This is a genomic window from Alteromonas sp. KUL42 (assembly GCF_006538325.1).
GTDB lineage: Bacteria > Pseudomonadota > Gammaproteobacteria > Enterobacterales > Alteromonadaceae > Alteromonas.
The window spans coordinates 206,389-222,583 of record NZ_BJKK01000004.1; the positions used below are offsets into that span (position 1 = coordinate 206,389).

At 43.7% G+C, this 16,195-nt stretch carries 17 protein-coding genes; 10 read left to right on the forward strand and 7 right to left on the reverse strand.

Annotated elements, in window-relative coordinates; all coding sequences use genetic code 11:
• Positions 1–73: 73 nt before the first annotated feature.
• The 4 genes from EYR97_RS08060 to EYR97_RS08075 are packed head-to-tail and all read left to right on the forward strand — an operon-like array spanning position 74 to position 3,194.
• Complete coding sequence (locus EYR97_RS08060) at positions 74–898, forward strand: MipA/OmpV family protein (RefSeq protein WP_165478007.1); 825 nt, start codon at positions 74–76, stop codon at positions 896–898.
• Positions 889–1,275, forward strand: a complete 387-nt coding sequence (locus EYR97_RS08065) for a DUF3019 domain-containing protein (protein ID WP_131093333.1) — start codon at positions 889–891, stop codon at positions 1,273–1,275. Before EYR97_RS08060 ends, EYR97_RS08065 begins: the two co-directional genes overlap by 10 nt.
• A complete protein-coding gene (locus EYR97_RS08070) occupies positions 1,276–1,959 on the forward strand; it encodes a response regulator transcription factor (protein ID WP_131093334.1) in 684 nt (227 codons plus the stop codon).
• On the forward strand, positions 1,956–3,194 hold the full coding sequence (locus EYR97_RS08075) for a sensor histidine kinase KdpD (RefSeq protein WP_131093335.1): 1,239 nt from the start codon (positions 1,956–1,958) through the stop codon (positions 3,192–3,194). Before EYR97_RS08070 ends, EYR97_RS08075 begins: the two co-directional genes overlap by 4 nt.
• Here EYR97_RS08075 and bktB read toward each other — a convergent pair.
• Both bktB and EYR97_RS08085 read right to left on the reverse strand, forming a co-directional pair.
• On the reverse strand, positions 3,189–4,382 hold the full coding sequence (gene bktB / locus EYR97_RS08080) for a beta-ketothiolase BktB (protein ID WP_131093336.1): 1,194 nt from the start codon (positions 4,380–4,382) through the stop codon (positions 3,189–3,191). The genes EYR97_RS08075 and bktB overlap by 6 nt on opposite strands.
• A gap of 21 nt (positions 4,383–4,403) precedes the next feature.
• Entirely contained in the window at positions 4,404–5,546 is a 1,143-nt protein-coding gene (locus EYR97_RS08085; protein WP_131093337.1) for an acyl-CoA dehydrogenase family protein, read from the reverse strand.
• 162 nt (positions 5,547–5,708) lie between these two features.
• Between EYR97_RS08085 and EYR97_RS08090 the strand changes: the two genes are divergently transcribed.
• The gene (locus tag EYR97_RS08090) at positions 5,709–6,716 is read left to right on the forward strand and encodes an AraC family transcriptional regulator (RefSeq protein WP_131093338.1); all 1,008 of its coding nucleotides are present in this window, start codon (positions 5,709–5,711) and stop codon (positions 6,714–6,716) included.
• Positions 6,717–6,811: 95 nt separating this feature from the next.
• Here EYR97_RS08090 and EYR97_RS08095 read toward each other — a convergent pair whose 3' ends face one another.
• On the reverse strand, positions 6,812–7,885 hold the full coding sequence (locus EYR97_RS08095; protein WP_131093339.1) for an AI-2E family transporter: 1,074 nt from the start codon (positions 7,883–7,885) through the stop codon (positions 6,812–6,814).
• Positions 7,886–8,176: 291 nt separating this feature from the next.
• Here EYR97_RS08095 and EYR97_RS08100 point away from each other — a divergent pair, with 291 nt between their 5' ends.
• Complete coding sequence (locus EYR97_RS08100) at positions 8,177–9,640, forward strand: M48 family metalloprotease (RefSeq protein WP_131093340.1); 1,464 nt, start codon at positions 8,177–8,179, stop codon at positions 9,638–9,640.
• 94 nt (positions 9,641–9,734) lie between these two features.
• Here the strand turns inward: EYR97_RS08100 and EYR97_RS08105 are convergent, their stop codons facing one another.
• Entirely contained in the window at positions 9,735–10,223 is a 489-nt protein-coding gene (locus EYR97_RS08105) for a TlpA disulfide reductase family protein (RefSeq protein ID WP_131093341.1), read from the reverse strand.
• A gap of 157 nt (positions 10,224–10,380) precedes the next feature.
• Between EYR97_RS08105 and arsC the strand changes: the two genes are divergently transcribed.
• Genes arsC through EYR97_RS08125 form a run of 4 tightly spaced genes read left to right on the forward strand, consistent with a single transcriptional unit; the run spans position 10,381 to position 13,770 of the window.
• Positions 10,381–10,734, forward strand: a complete 354-nt coding sequence (arsC, locus tag EYR97_RS08110) for an arsenate reductase (glutaredoxin) (protein WP_131093342.1) — start codon at positions 10,381–10,383, stop codon at positions 10,732–10,734.
• The gene (gene wrbA / locus EYR97_RS08115; RefSeq protein WP_131093343.1) at positions 10,734–11,342 is read left to right on the forward strand and encodes an NAD(P)H:quinone oxidoreductase; all 609 of its coding nucleotides are present in this window, start codon (positions 10,734–10,736) and stop codon (positions 11,340–11,342) included. Before arsC ends, wrbA begins: the two co-directional genes overlap by 1 nt.
• A gap of 1 nt (position 11,343) precedes the next feature.
• The gene (locus EYR97_RS08120; protein WP_131093344.1) at positions 11,344–11,763 is read left to right on the forward strand and encodes a DUF2069 domain-containing protein; all 420 of its coding nucleotides are present in this window, start codon (positions 11,344–11,346) and stop codon (positions 11,761–11,763) included.
• Between the two features lie 12 nt (positions 11,764–11,775).
• A complete protein-coding gene (locus EYR97_RS08125) occupies positions 11,776–13,770 on the forward strand; it encodes a hypothetical protein (protein ID WP_242634953.1) in 1,995 nt (664 codons plus the stop codon).
• 116 nt (positions 13,771–13,886) lie between these two features.
• Here the strand turns inward: EYR97_RS08125 and hda are convergent, their stop codons facing one another.
• From hda to EYR97_RS08140, 3 genes are read right to left on the reverse strand one after another with little or no spacing between them, the layout of a single operon-like run.
• Positions 13,887–14,621 carry a DnaA regulatory inactivator Hda gene (gene hda / locus EYR97_RS08130; protein ID WP_131093345.1) on the reverse strand — a complete coding sequence of 245 codons (735 nt, stop codon included), beginning with the start codon at positions 14,619–14,621 and terminating at the stop codon, positions 13,887–13,889.
• A gap of 5 nt (positions 14,622–14,626) precedes the next feature.
• Positions 14,627–15,085, reverse strand: coding sequence for a hypothetical protein (locus EYR97_RS08135; protein WP_242634954.1), 459 nt, complete (start codon positions 15,083–15,085; stop codon positions 14,627–14,629).
• Positions 15,078–15,920 carry a DUF2066 domain-containing protein gene (locus EYR97_RS08140; protein WP_242634955.1) on the reverse strand — a complete coding sequence of 281 codons (843 nt, stop codon included), beginning with the start codon at positions 15,918–15,920 and terminating at the stop codon, positions 15,078–15,080. Before EYR97_RS08140 ends, EYR97_RS08135 begins: the two co-directional genes overlap by 8 nt.
• Between the last annotated feature and the right edge of the window lie 275 nt (positions 15,921–16,195).

The window sequence follows — 16,195 nt, forward strand, 5'->3', positions numbered from 1 at the left end:
GGTAAAAAGTAGGCTATGATGAGGGTAGTAGTAACTTTCAGTGGTCAGTATCAGTAATAAATGGGAGAACGAAGTGAAGGTGTTTTGGGTTGTTTTTTTATTGTTGATATCGCAAGCCGTCTGGGCTGAAGAAGAGCGTGTATCGACAGAGCAACTTCAATTAGGAGTATCACTGGGTTTTGGTGGTAAGCAATTACCTATTAGAGGGTTGGATAACATCATTATTCCCGTCGTACCGCATATTCAGTACTACACCGACAACTGGTACTTCGATAATTTTTCTGTAGGCTATAACCTATTAGAAAACGAGTCTGTGCTTATCGATATTGTTGGCACACTCAACCACGACGGATTCTATTTCGAATTAGATGGTCTCAGTCGCTTTCTTGCTGAACCTGCTATTCGTGATAAGCCCCGGCCAAGCCAGCCTCCCCCTCCCGATTTTGTCCCTTCAAAGCCAATTGAGCGTAACTTATCCTATATGGGCGGTTTCGGGGTTACCGCGCCTTTATCATTCGCTACATTTTCGGGTGGTGTATTTACAGACGTAAGCGGTGTGCATGATGGGCAAGAGATACGCTTTTCTGTTTTAAAAGGTGAAAGTTTTGGCCGGTGGCAAGTTAGCGGTGAAATGGGGATGACATATAAAACCCAAGAAATTGCTAATTATTATTTCGTTCAGCGTGACAACGAATTCACCACGCGAGTTGCACGTATTGAACTTGATGATCTCTTGAACACTCACGTTAAATTTAAGGTGCAATATTGGGTCTCGGAACATACCAGCATTGGCGCAATCTTAACTTACGAAAAGCTTGATAGTGAGTTACGCAAAAGTGTCATTGTAGATCGCACAGAGCTTTTGTCAGGATTTTTAGGTGTAACACGATGGTTTTAAAGCATTTGTTCGCCTCTCTATTACTTATTCTTATTATGTCGGCAACGACAGTAAATGCAGCCCCTGTTTTAAATGTTAAACCGCATATTTGTATAAAGAAAAAAACAGAGGACGCGTGTTCGTTAAGTCTTGCTATTCAGTTGCAACTAGATGCGCCACTTCCTGTTTGCTTTCAAGCTCTTGAGGTACATCATGAACAATGCTTCTCAACACACACTACGTTTCAATACTCGGTAGATTTCAGCGTAGATAGCTCATTTATGCTAAAAGTGTCAGAGCGCGACTCGCATACACTCATCGCAGAACAAGTCATCAAAGTATTGCGCTACGACCCTGAAAAAACCAAGGTACGACGTCGTTTTGGATGGGGGTTTTAAATGCAGCAAATTCTAATAATTGAAGATGACAAACCGCTGGCACAACTTATCCAACGCCTCCTCGATGATGCCGGATTTAAAGCGCAAATTGGAAATAGCGTAAAAGACGTGCAGCTGCTCGCTGACAATCACTATCAACCTAACCTAATACTCTGCGACATTATGCTTCCTGATGGGGATGGTTTGTCCTTGAGTCATATGCTCCAGTCGCAGTTTCAATGCCCTTTTATTTACCTTACAGCCTTGGATAGCGACGATACTCAGGTGAAAGGCTTAAACCTAGGTGCTTGTGACTACTTGGTTAAACCGATAAAACCTGCAGTGTTACTTGCGCGAGTGAGAGCTAATTTACGTAAGACCCATGCTAGAGAGCCCATTCAACAGCAGCTAGGGCAACTGAAACTAGATTTGAATCGAGAAATAGCATTCTTTGGTGATGTAAATATGCAGGTTGGGCAAGATGAATTTCACATACTGCGTTTTCTACTGGCGCATGATCCTAAGCCGGTAAGTCGAGAATTACTTTTCAAAGAAATTGTAGGGCGAGAATACGATGGGATGGATCGCGCTATTGACCTAAAGATAAGCCGATTACGCAAAAAAATGGCGCATTGCTCTAATATCGACATCAAGTCGGTGCGGGGGAAAGGCTATACTCTGACACTGGATGTGTCAGCATCATGAGGCAGCAGTTTATTAAGCTATATGTGATAAGTGCCCTTTTGCTTATTAGCTTGATTGTTTTATTCGGCCAACTATACAACGACGTGTTCTTCCCAGAAAGCCAACGTGCCGTGATGATAACGCAAAGCGAATTGGCACGTGTGATGACTTCTCCTCAAACAGGTCCCATGGAAATCAGCACGCTTGGACTACCTGATACACTTGCCAACACATTGCGACAAAACGGGCAATTACTGCTAAGCGAAACTACGCAAGACAACACAATACAGCATTACTTGTATGTAGTGTCACCAGGCTCAACTAACCATGCTAGTCAAATTGGGCCTTTTACACTTGTTAACGAGCCCGAAGGTCATCAGTGGGCGTTCGTTGCTTTTTACAGTTTACTAGCCATTGCATTATTGCTGGTCTTTAAACCCCTTTTCGACGATTTGCGTCGCTTGCAATCCGCAGTAGTTAATTTCAGTCATTCTCCAAATAACATTCCTGTCATTGTAAACAAGAGCTCTAGTATTTACCCGCTTGCAAAAGGCTTAAGTGAAATGTCGGGCAAAATCACTCATTTTTTGCAGCTGCATCAAGACTTATCGCGCATATTATCTCATGAGATCCGCATTCCTTTGTCGCGTATTGTGCTTGCAATGTCGTTTCTTCAACCAGATAAGTCAACGCATAGCGAAGAGCAAAAACTGATCGAACACGCCCTTGACGATATTGAAAGCCGACTAGATCAGTACTTGCACTACGCAAGAATTGAAAATCAATTTGCGGTTTACCAATTAGAAGAAGTGGACATTCGTAAGCTGATTGAAAAACAGATAGCCGCGGCCAGCGCATTTTCACATATACACATCAGTAGTACATGCGAGTGCACGAGTGTAATGGCAGAACCCAATAGCATGGCTATCGCCATTCAAAATATGTTGGGTAATGCACTTAAATACGCTGACAAAAATATTGCTATTGGCGTTAGCCAAAATAATGACCAGATAACGTTATCAGTAGAGGATGATGGCCCTGGTTTACCCAATAATGCCCAAGATTTATTGAAACCCTTTGAACAGGGTCACAATCAAGCGTTAAGTAGTGGTTATGGGTTGGGCTTGTATATAATTCAACGCATCGCGCATTGGCATAACGGCAATCTAGAAATAGATAACTGCTCTTCCCTTGGCGGTGCCAGAACACAACTAATGTGGCCTGGCACACAGCGGTCTATGAAAACTAAGCTATAGAGCTTCGTATATGGCAGCGATACCCTGCCCTCCGCCAATACACATGGTTACCAAACCGTATTTGCCATTTATTCTCTGTAACTCGTGTAAACACTTGGTCGTCAAAATAGCACCGGTAGCCCCTACTGGATGACCAAGTGCAATTGCCCCCCCACTTGGATTGACTTTGTCTTCTGGAAATCCCAGTTCATCGGCTACACAAAGGGCTTGTACAGCGAACGCTTCATTCGATTCAATAACATCTAAATCGTCAATACTCAGCCCTGTTTGCGCGAGTACTTTTTTGACTGCGGGAATTGGTCCTATGCCCATGAGTGAAGGCTCGACACCAGCACGAGCATAACCAACTAACTTAGCAAGGGGGCTAAGCCCTTGTGATAAGGCCTTTTGTTCAGACATTAACACCAACATAGAAGCGCCGTCGTTTATACCTGACGATGTTGCAGCGGTTACAGTACCACCGTCTTTGAAATAGGGTTTCAAACTCGACATCGATTCGACGGTTGTACTTGGCCTAACATGTTCATCGGTGTCGAAAACACGGGTGGCTTTACGCTCTTTTATTTCAATGGGTACAATTTGCCCTTTGAAATGCCCAGCTTCAATTGCTGCACTGGCTTTGTGGTGGCTATTGGCAGCATAATTATCTTGGCGCTCACGGTCTATTCCGTACTTTTCAGCAATGTTCTCTGCCGTTATCCCCATTGGGTAGTGATGCCAAGGATCTTGCAAGGTAACTGCGAGTTCATCCACCAACACACTGTTACCCATTTTCTGGCCCCAGCGATTACTGTCTAGGGTATAAGCTGACGTGCTCATGCTTTCAGCGCCGCCGGCAAGTGCGGTGTCGACCTCACCTAACTGAATCTGCTGTGCTGCACTTAGTATGGCTTCAAGTCCAGATCCACACAAACGGTTCAACGTAACGGCATGACTGCTTACAGGCAAACCTGAATCTATACCAATTACTCTGGCCAAATATGCATCTTCAGGCCCATTGTGTATTACTTTCCCCACTACCGAAGACTCTATATCAGTAGCATTCACTCCTGAGCGTGCAATAGCTTCTTTGGCGCACAATGTGCCAAGTTGTGCTGGAGAAAAGCTTTTTAAACTGCCTCCAAAGCCGCCTATTGCCGTGCGAACAGCGCTCAATACAACTACACCATTACCCATGTGTTTTGTCATGTTCATTCTCTATTTAACTTCTTAACGGCCCACCAATTCTCGCGCAATCATTTCTTTCATAATTTCTGATGAACCTGCGTAAATACGCTGAATTCGGGCATCAGTATAGAAGCGACTAATCTTGTACTCTCGGGTATATCCATAACCACCAAACAACTGCAAACACTCATCAGCAATTTTACACTGCGCCTCGGTTGAGGTTAGCTTTAAAACCGCAGCATCTTCGGTTGTCATTTCATCTCGTTTAAACTTCTCAAAACACTGATTAAAATATGCTCGGCAAAGCTCAAGTTGTGATTTAAGCTCAGCAAGTTTGAATCGGGTGTTTTGAAGTTTGGCTACTGACTGGCCAAATACTTGACGATCTTTCACATAATCAACAGTGGCTTCAATAGCGCCATCACCAGCGCCAATGGCTTGAATTGCACATCCTAAACGCTCCCGAGGCAATTCCGTCATTAGGTGAATAAACCCCTTATTTAACTGCCCCAATAAACTGTTGGCCGGAACGCGCAGATCATCGAAAAAGAGTTCTGACGTATCACTACTGTGTTGGCCTATTTTCTTAAGTTTACTGCCTCGAGAGAAACCAGGTAGTGTGGTGTCCACAAGAAATAATGAAATGCCTTTTGAACCTGCGCTCGTATCTGTTTTTGCGCAAACAACCACTAAGTCTGCGTGAATGCCATTAGTGATAAAAATCTTGGAGCCATTGATTACCCATTCGTCACCGTCTTGAACTGCGCGGGTTTTCATAGCTGCCACATCGCTTCCGGCGCTCGGTTCTGTCATCGCTAGTGCGCCAACAACATCGCCTGTAACCATTTTTGGCAACCAATGTTGCTTTTGCTCTTCAGTACCCAAGTTAAGAATGTAAGGCATAACAATATTAGCGTGAATATTGTAACCAGATGCCAAGCCACCGAAACACATGCGCGCCATTTCAAACATGATCATTTGCGTAACGTCTATGCGCGCTTCTGCGCCACCATATTGTTCAGGTAAATCTATACCTAACAGGCCAGCTTCACCCATAGTTTTCCAAATCGATTTTGGCATTGCTTCTTGTTCTTCCCAGTCTTCATAGAAAGGTTCTATTTCTGACTGCAAGAAACGTAACGTCATGTCTCGGAAAATGCCTAACTCTTCATCGTTATTTGTCATTGCTATGCCTTTGCTCAAATTATTCTTAAAGTTATGCCTGAGAATAATCAAATACCCCTATTTCATGAATGATATAACCAGACAAATTCTTAACATTTCAGGCCACAACGGTTACACTTTAGTAACATTTTCTATATCACCAATCACATTGTGAGATGAGCATTGCACCACAACCATACGATTTCCATTCACTTTGTTAATGCCATACTGCGCAGTGTAGATAGTGAAGCCGTAATGCAAGGTGCCATTCAAAGGGGTGCTTTAAGCGAAGCGCTATTGATGTCGCCTCGAGCCCGAATTCTTCCTTTTCAGTTAAGCAGCGTGATCAAATCGATTGCTAAAGACATGAACGATGAATTTCTTGGGCTCTCTGAAAACGCATTGCCGATGGGGAGTTTTTTACTGTTAGCACGCAACGCGATCCACAGCCAAAATTTGTATGAAATATATAAGAGTACCGCTCGCGCATTAAAAGTAATGACAACACAATTGTCATTGGAATTGATAGAGGGTGACCGTTTTACCCGCGTTCGATTTCACATCAAAGCGAAGGATGGTAATGCGAGCGTTATTCTATGCGAACTGGCGTTATTAATATGGCATCGATTTCCTAGTTGGCTCATTGGCGAGCGAGTTCACCTTGAACAAGTTCGATTACCATTCAAAGCGCCTACACATGCTAATGAATACCCACTTTTATTCGGTGGTAAAATTGAATACAACTGCGAATTTGCTGAGCTCGTGATACCCAACACACTTTTAAAATCACCATGCAGACGAAGTCTGCAAGAATTAAATGGGTATGTAAGTGAGCTACCTAAACTCTGGTTTCAGTACATGGACTATGGCTCAAGAAGTATAGATATTAGCGGAGCCTGCCTAAATGCAATGCAAATGCTTGATTCAACGTCAATGCATAAAGTAGCCAAAAGTCTCAATACGAGTATAAGAACGCTATCGCGAAAGTTAGCAGCAGAAAATGTGACATTTCAAAAATTAAAAGCCGTCTACTTGCGAGATAAAGCGCTAAACCTACTGGCAAACGATCAACTTAGTATTGAACAGATTACCAGTGTGCTCGGCTACACTGAGCCCTCAGCATTTACCCGAGCATTCAAACAGTGGACTGGTAACACACCTCATCACTACAGAAAAATGGTCAGAAAGTAGAGGGGCTTCAACGCTGAAAACAAAAACGCAAAAATAAAGCGCCTACGAGAATGATGAACGAGAGGCGCTCTAATAATTTGGGGAATAAGGCTTGGCTAACTGGCTTGTTCACTAACCTCAACGGGGTTACTCGACCATGCGGTGATCACTGCCTTTACCAGCGTGGCAAGCGGAATAGCGAAAAATACGCCCCAAAAACCCCATAGTCCTCCAAATACGAGAACAGCAATAATGATGTATAGCGGATGCAAACTCACTGCTTCAGAAAATAGTAAAGGCACAAGTAAATTACCGTCTAACGCTTGAATAATGCCGTATGCAATCATCAAGTACCAAAACTCTGGCGAGATGCCCCACTGAAACATGGCGACAACAGCAACAGGAATAGTGACCACAGCAGCGCCGATATAGGGTATCAACACTGAAAAACCGACCAGTACCCCCAGCAACATAGCATAGCGCAAATCCATCAGCACAAATGTGACACAACTTACCGCACCTACAATGATTATTTCGATAACTTTGCCGCGAATATAATTGGCAATTTGCGAATTCATCTCATGGCCCACTTGAGTGATCAAACGGCGCTCTTTCGGTAACAGGCGAGAAATACTTTCTAAGAAGAACAGTTTGTCTTTTAGCATAAAAAACACCATCAATGGCACTAAAATGACATACACCAATAAGGCTGCCACATTGGCGATGTTGCTAAATGACGCAGAAATAAGTGTCTGTCCCACTTCAACGAGTCGGTCATTTAACCCTTCCATCATCTGATGGATTTGATAAACCTGCACGTAGTCAGGGTATTTGTCTGGCAGTGTTAAAATCCATTCTTGGGCTTTTTGCCAAATAAGTGGTGTTTCTTGAATAAGGTTGACACTTTGCTTCGATATTACAGGTAATAAACCTACCAGCATCAAGATCACAATTGTGATAAACCCAGACAATACAACCACACACGCAAGCGTCCGCCCAACACCAATATTGACTAGGCGCGTAATTGGCCAGTCGAGTAAATACGCGATTACGGCAGCTACAAGTACGGGCATAATTAACCCACCCCACAACAATAGTACTGTGGTGGTTAATAATATGAGAATGAGCAGCATGGCTGCATCAGGATCAGAAAACTTGCGTCGGTACCAACGACCAAAAACGCTGAACATAGCTAAACCTAGAGATTACAAAGAATAGGATACGCATCATAGTTGATTGGCCTAGCTATTAGCAATACGATAGACCCAAGAATCTTTCAAAATCAAACTGGTATGATGTTATTGGTTGTGTATGGTGGCTTTGTATTTTGCGTTCAACGTCACCATTTAAGCGCTGATTAGGTAGTATATCATTGCTGACTGCGGCATTATGTCGAAAACACGCGATAAAAAATTGAAACTGTTTAACCACTTAGGCCTCTAAGCAGTTAAGAATTACAATGTAACTATAAATGTAGGTTCATGATAAAAAAGCTCTCCGTGCCGTTAGTTTTCATTTCGTTAATGCTCACAGCGAGTCTGGCTGCTGTGGCACAAGATGCCAATTACAACGACAAAAATGCATTGCCGGAAATTGGTGTTGTGGCATCTGATGCCATATCTTTAGACAAAGAAATGATTATTGGTGATGCTGTTATGCGCCAAATGCGCGGGCAAAGTCCTATAATTTCCGACCCTGTTCTAGACGAATACCTACAAGATTTAGGCAACAAACTGGTAGTTCACGCTGAAAATGCCAAGTTTCCGTTCGAGTTTTTTTGGGTAAACAATGACGCTATTAATGCCTTTGCCTTTTTTGGAGGGCATATTGGGGTTCATACCGGTCTTATGCGCCGCGCCGAAAATGAAAGTGAATTAGCGTCAGTGCTGGCGCACGAAATTTCACACGTTACTCAGCGCCATATTGCTCGCAGAATGCAAGCACAACAACGATCCTCACCTTTGGCATTGGCATCACTACTTGGTGGTATTCTAATTGCAATTGCTAATCCGCAAGCAGGTATGGCAGCTATGCAAGCGGGTTCGGCTGCATCTGCGCAGCTACAAATTGACTACACCCGCTCAAATGAACAAGAAGCTGACCGTATCGGTATAGCAATGCTAGCACGTGCGGGGTTCGACCCGCGCGGTGCCGCGTCATTCTTTTCAACCATGGCCGAAGAATATCGAATGGTATCTCGTCCACCAGCGCGACTGCTTACTCACCCATTAACCGAAACCCGTATTGCCGATGCACGAGTTAGAGCCGATGACTACCCTCGCCGGTACTTACCCATTAACAAACAGTTTGAATTGGCCAAAGCGCGCATTAAAGCGCGTTATTCGTTTGACGACGATTATGCTGTTGAATACTTTGAGGCCGCTGTTGCACAGAATATTCAGCGCAGCAAAGAAGGCAATTTATATGGGTTAGCCCTTGCTTATATGCGCGCTGACAAAATGGATGAAGCCAAAGCAATAATGGATGAGCTACTTGCTGGTGATGAGAACAATTATTTTTATTTAGATGCCATGACTGACATATACCTTTCGCAAGGCAAGGCATTGCAAGCGATAGAGATGCTTCAACCCCACGTTAAGTTAAATCCGCGCAATCAGGTATTAGCCTTAAACCAAGCCAACGCGTATATCAGTGCTCAGAAATTCGACGAAGCAATAACATTGCTTAAAGATTTTCTATTGATTAAGAAAGATTATCAAATTGCTCATCAGCTTATGAGCGAAGCCTATCAAAAAGCAAAGCGCTTTTCACAAATGCATCAAAGTAAGGCAGAAGTCTACGCACTTTACGGGGCGTATAACCGAGCCGTTGATGAATTACAATACGCCTATAATTTTGCTGGTGATGATCACTTACAAAAACAGCGGATTCGCGCGCGCATCAAACAGCTTAGAGATCAAGAAGAGCGCTTAGAGCGCTTGTAACAAACATAGGGTTCGCTAAATACTCAGTAAAACAATCAATAAAGTAATCAATAAGTGATATCGATTACTTATTTTATTTAAAACGGTTTGACTGTTAACTAGCACCGCTTTTCAGTTGCGCAAGGCGGTGCTTAATTCCTTCAGCGGTTACCTCACCCATGATGGTATCTACCACATCACCATCTGGCCCGATAATAAACGTTGCGGGTAAATAGGGAGGCTTTTGCATGGGCAGTCGTGTGGTATCTTCTGCAACAATCACAGGCACGTCTATACTGAACTTACGCACCATTTCATCAATTTGCTCACGACTTTGTCTGTCGTAATTAATTGCAAAAAGGCGAGTATGCGCTGGCAAGGTTCGGCTAAGCGTATTTAATTCTGGCATTTCACGTAAACAAGGCGCACACCAAGGCGCAAAATAGTTGATCACGGTCCACTCGCCATGCAGCTTGTTCCATGAATAAGTTTCACCGTCTAAGGTCTGAAAGTCGTATTGTGTGCTTTGATACGCCAACCACCCTGCAATACCAGCTGCTACTATAGTAATTACTACAGCGCACTTTTGAATTAATCCATTCACTTTAGCGTCTCGTTGTCGTTATGTTTTTTCTCATACTGCCAGAGGCGTTTGTGTAAAAACAATGTTTAAATGCAGGTATACTGCTTGAAATTCAAGAATAAAAACGCAATAGTCTGCGCCTTTTATAAATCCAACACATCCAATTACGAGAGTACACATGACTGACGTAACTATAATTCACAACCCACGTTGCTCTAAGAGCCGACAGACATTGGCATTATTAGAAGAAAACGGTGTAACCCCTCACGTTGTTGAATATTTAAAAGTGCCTCTTAGTGTGGATGCACTAAAAACCATCTTTAAAAAACTTAATATTGAATCTGTTCGCGACATGATGCGTATAAAAGAAGAAGAGTATAAAGCTGCAAACTTAGGCGATAGTAGTGTGACTGAAGAAGCGCTCTTCAACGCCATGGCAGAAACACCGAAACTCATTGAACGTCCTATTGTGATTAAAGGAGATAGCGCGCGAATTGGTCGTCCACCTGAGTCAGTATTGGAAATTTTATAATGTCACCGGTTCTCATTCTCTACTACAGTCGTCATGGCAGCACTAAGCGGTTAGCTGATGCCATTGCACAGGGAGTGAGTATGGAAAATGTTCCTGTTATTTTGCGCACGGTTGCTAGTTTAAATAAAGAAGACGATGGAGAAGCGGCGCACAACGCTCTTGCCCCCGTGGTTAGCATACAAGAATTGGAACAATGCAGTGCATTAGCGTTAGGTAGTCCAACTCGCTTTGGTAACATGGCCGCTTCTATGAAGCACTTTCTCGATTCTACTAGCAACTTGTGGCTGAAAGGTTCACTTATTGATAAGCCGGCATGCGTGTTTACATCGTCAAGTTCAATGCATGGGGGCCAAGAATCAACATTACTTTCTATGATGTTACCTTTGCTACATCACGGCATGGTGTTATGCGGCCTCCCCTACAGCGAACCTGAATTACACAACACAATAAGCGGTGGAAGCCCATACGGTGTTACGCATGTTGCCAATCACAATTTAGCCCATGCCAACCAGTTGAGCCCTGATGAAAAAGCCCTTTGTATTGCGCAAGGTAAAAGGCTAGCAAAATTTGCACGTCAGCTTAGTCAAAAAGACACTTCGGAGATTTAATATGGCATCAGATACGCGTTTTTTTCGCTATCTTGCACTCATTAGCCACACGTTACTGATTGTTTGGGTAACGCTTTGGCAATTTACATTTACTACAACGTACAGTTATTCAACGTTATTTATTGTTTTATTTTATATTTTGCCTTTATTGTTACCTTATTGGGGTGTATTAAAAGGCAAACCGTACACGCACGCATGGGCGAATTTCGTTGTGTTATTTTACCTTATCCACGGGTGCACGGTTGTTTACGCGGTTCAAGCAGAGCGTTGGTATGCTGCTATTGAGATTATTCTGAGTACAACGATGTTTATCGGGTGTAGTGCTTTTGCCAGAAAACGAGGGCGCGAACTTGGCCTAGGTTTAAAAAAACTCAAAGACGAAATGAAAGACGAAAAGGCGTACTTTGAAGGTAAAAAATAGAGGAAAATGACAATGAGAAGCTGGTCAAATCTATTCATTACGGGTTTATTGTGTTCGTTTCTGAGTGCCTGCGGTGGCTCAGGCTCCGATTCACCAGCTTCCCCTGCTCCCACTAATCCAAGCACACCGCCAAGCATAAGCATACAAGGGCCCGAGACGGCTGTTGTTGGTGATAGCGTTGATTTTGTGGTTGCTGCTCCGGTAAACAGGCGAATAAGCACCATTTCATGGCAAGTAACGGGATTAACCCAACAACCGTTGGCATCGCATACTCAAGCCATTGGTTTCGATGTACCTAGTAGTGGTGACTACACCATCGACGTTCAAGCAACATTAGACAATGGCGTAGAATTAACGGATTCAATGCAATTGTCAGTGTCAGAAGATACTTCCCCTATTGCCACAGTCAGATTAGGCCATGAGACCTCGGAAGGCGGAAGGGTTTCATTGCGCGTAGATCTAAAAAGACATGGCGAACTTAGCGTAGCAAATATTCAATGGCGACAAGTGGGTGGGCCTGCCGCTAATGCGATTGATTTTGATGATGGTGCATTTTCATACAACATCTTTTTTCAAGCTCCCCGTGTAACCACAGACAGTATCATCGACATAGAAGCTACAATAACGCTATCTAACGGCCAACAGGTGAGTGATGTGGCGCAAGTACTCGTTAAAGACATTGCAATGGACGCCAATGGCTTTTTCGTTAATGACGATGGCGGTACGCTTGAAACGGTTTCCAGTCACATGCAACCTTATCGTGCTGACAGCCCTTATGCCAATGCACTTTCTCAGTGTGTTTATAACAATACCGTAGATGAAAGTTGCCGTTTTTCTACACTGCCACTAATAGGCCAAGTTACTGAAAACCCGACTATCGACGACATCTTAGATCGCACATATGTGTCTCATCCTTGGATGGGCGACGCGTTTAAGCAATTTTTAGAAACATCTGACAGCCAAGGTGACATGCTCGACCTGTTACGAGCCACAACAGCCGTGGTGATTTCATACGAGGTTCGCCCATCGTTTTACTGGGTAGCCACTGGTGCTATCTATTTAGACGCAAACAATTTCTGGCGCACGCCAGAAGAGCGCGACACACTCAATACTCGTCCTGATTACAGAAGCAATTTCGGCAATGATTTGAACTTTACGACAACGTGGCGTTACGTAAAAGACGGGGCGTATTACTTCCCAATTTTGACAAGTTTTAACGCGGCAGACCGCCTGCCACGTACTAACAATGAAGTAGAAGCAGCATTGACATGGTTGCTGTACCACGAGCTAGCACACGCTAATGACTTTTTTGACTACACTGAGTGGGCATCATTATCTTCTAGCGAAAGTCCCTTATCGGCATACAATGATGCAGCGCCTATCTCAACGGGATTAACCTCAGCATTACCGTTGACTTCTGCAGAGCTTCACGCATTAGCTGATGTCCGCTATGGAGGAGTAGATCCAACGTCTACACAGCGTACCTACACTGCTCGCCAGGTAGCTGATTGGTTTGAGGAAGATGGTGCAGTATCATTTTATTCATATTTTACAGAACGCGAGGATATCGCCACCTTATTTGAGCGCTTCATGATGCTTTACCGCTTAAATGTAGATTCAGATGTAGGCGTGTTTACTCAAGAAGCCATAGATAATGGTACAACAGCATTAACTTGGGGGCAGCGCAACCGCGTAAATGATGACAAGGTGAAGCAGCGCATTAACTATGCTGTGACGCGAATTTTTCCTCATTTAAACGTGCCTGAGATCCAAAATAATCTGCCCTCTCCGCTTTTGCTGCCGGAAGGGGTGCGTTGGCGCGATACAGCGTCTTTTGGAACCCAATCAGCAAATAGTAACTCGGCTAACGGCACACTGGTTAGCGGTTTCGTTGAAGACGGCTCTGTAAGTGATGTACCTGCAAACTTGAGCACCCAGCATAGAAATGGAAAAACTATTTCCGTTGCTGAAGAGTTTGACGCCGTTAAGTTTCATAAGAAGAGATGATTATTGGGTAAAATTAGGGTGCGAAAGCGCCCTTTTTGCTAATAACGCGTTCCATTCTGTTTCGCTATTTCTAATCGCTGCCTTCTAATCACTATCTGACTTATCACTATCCGGGTTTAGATACCGAGTTCGCGTTTAACCATAGCCACTGAAAGGCGTTTTTGCTCTTGTAATGAACGCTTATCAAGGCGCGCCAATAATGACATCAAACTCTTTAAATCTCTTTCACTGTGATGAAGTAAGAATTGCAGTGCTTGTTTTGACAGCGCCAACCCGCGTTCATCAGCCCGAAGGCGCACCGCTTCTTCCCTACCGTTGTCATCTAGCTGATTAACATGATAAATCACACCCCAGGCAAGCCTTGAGCGCAAGTCAGGTAATGTAAATGCGGGGTTTGAGGGCCCCAAATGACTTGAACACAGTACAACTGTCCTTTTTGTTTCGATGACCCGATTGAAAAGGTCGAACAGAGCCTCTTCCCATTCAAGCTCACCCGCTATAGCGTGAATATTATCCAGCGCAATCAATGACAAGTCTTCTAGCCCGTCAAAAATATCATGCGACCACGCCGAATAGTTATTCATGTTTAGATATAAGTGGCTTACTGCGCTTTTAGCCAATTGATGGCAGGTGGCAAATAACAGGTGACTTTTACCTACTGCGCTTGCCCCTAACAAGGTGACAAGAGGTAACTGCAACTGTGCTAAATGCCCTAACTCAGGGGCTTGACGCCACTGTGGTAACGCGTCAACAATAGCACGTAGTATAGCCACCACTTCTTCATTGCCTTTCGCGACAAAGCTTTCGAAATTTTCATCGACAGGTAATGTCACAGGTAAAGGCAGCTGCATGGAAGCTAGTTACTCCAATAAAAACTGTAACCATCCACAGCTTCGCCGTTGGCGTCGGTTACTAAGCGCAACTTGGTTTCTAATTGTAGGCTGTTTAGCAAGTCATCTACTGTACCAACGAGTGTTAACGAAAAAGTTGCAACCGTGCCCGCTTGTGCGGTAAGCGTCGCATCCTCAATTACGCTTAAGCTATTTAAGTATTCTTTTGCACTAGCGTAATTGGCTATCGAACCTATATTGGCTATAGAAATAGTCATTATCTTGCGTGCAGATTCCTCGACACCGACTACTGCATAAAGTGAAGAGAGATAATTTGAGTAGGAATCTACCAGTTGCTTGGCAAGCCCCTCGGGTGACTCACCGTAAATACTCCCTTGACTCACCTCACTACCACCAATAAACACCCAATCAAGGGCGTAATCTCCTTCTTTAGTGCGTTTGGCATACTCTGCAAATTCATCCATCGTAAATGGCAATGTTCTGGGAGTTTCTGGCGATTGCCCAATTCCTTACCCCCCCCTGGCTCACGAAAAACTCAGGCGCTTCGAGCTCATTTTGTTCTTGGGTATAAAGCTCATCAATAAGGGTCAAGTCAATTTCGTTAAATCTTGCGTCTCGATCAACACGCTGCTCGCTCGAGTTTACTTGGTCAACGTTTTCTTGAGTGTCAATTTCTACAGGATTTTCTGGAATATCGGGGATATGTTCACTATCGTTACGATAAATACGGGCACCAATAATGTTATCGATACCATAGCGCACCGAGGCAACTTTAAGCGGCTCAATGAAGCGCCCCCAAATATCATAGGTAGTGATATTTACGCTATCGGTCAAATCCATTAACGGAAGGCTTAAGGGAACGCCGCGTGATTTAGCCGTTTGCGTTAATGATTTCTTTACGGGGCTTGGCTGGGATTCATCCAATATTACTTTTGATGTATCATCGATTTGCTGCGCAATCCAAACTATCGTTTCCGGACGTCTGTCGCCCCATAGTGGTAACATTTCTCGCTGCAATAGCGTTGTCAATTTCGCCTCGTCGAATTCTGCAACGTAGTAAGTAAGTTCATTTTCAAACGCAAAGCGATATGCTCTCAACAGTTTGTCAGGTGATACTAGCGCAGCTTTAACACCAGGATTATCAAGAACATCTTCACTACCAGACATTTTCACAAAGACTTGTCGCAAAGCTTGTTTCAGCGCTCTTTGCTGGGTTCGCTGACTTTGATCTTCAACAAGAATACGCGCTTCATTGACCACTACTCGTTGTGTCGCGCTGACAGAGGTTACAAGGTTCAAAATTACGATAATAGAAACTGTCAGTGATCTAAAAGCAATAGCAGTCCGAGAAGAACTATTTCTCTTTCGTTTTTTGAGTCTCATCAAATTGAGAACAGTGAACTTTTTTAAAAGCAAATCCTTACCTACTTCTTGTTAAGTCAGCCAAACCTAATACTGATGACGAGGGCCGAATACTAGAGTGTGTTAACTTTTGCGGTACACTTTTTGTTTATTCCAAGGAAATTTCAGGCTGCAAATGTCAATACGATCTATCTCCATTCTCTTTTAAATTG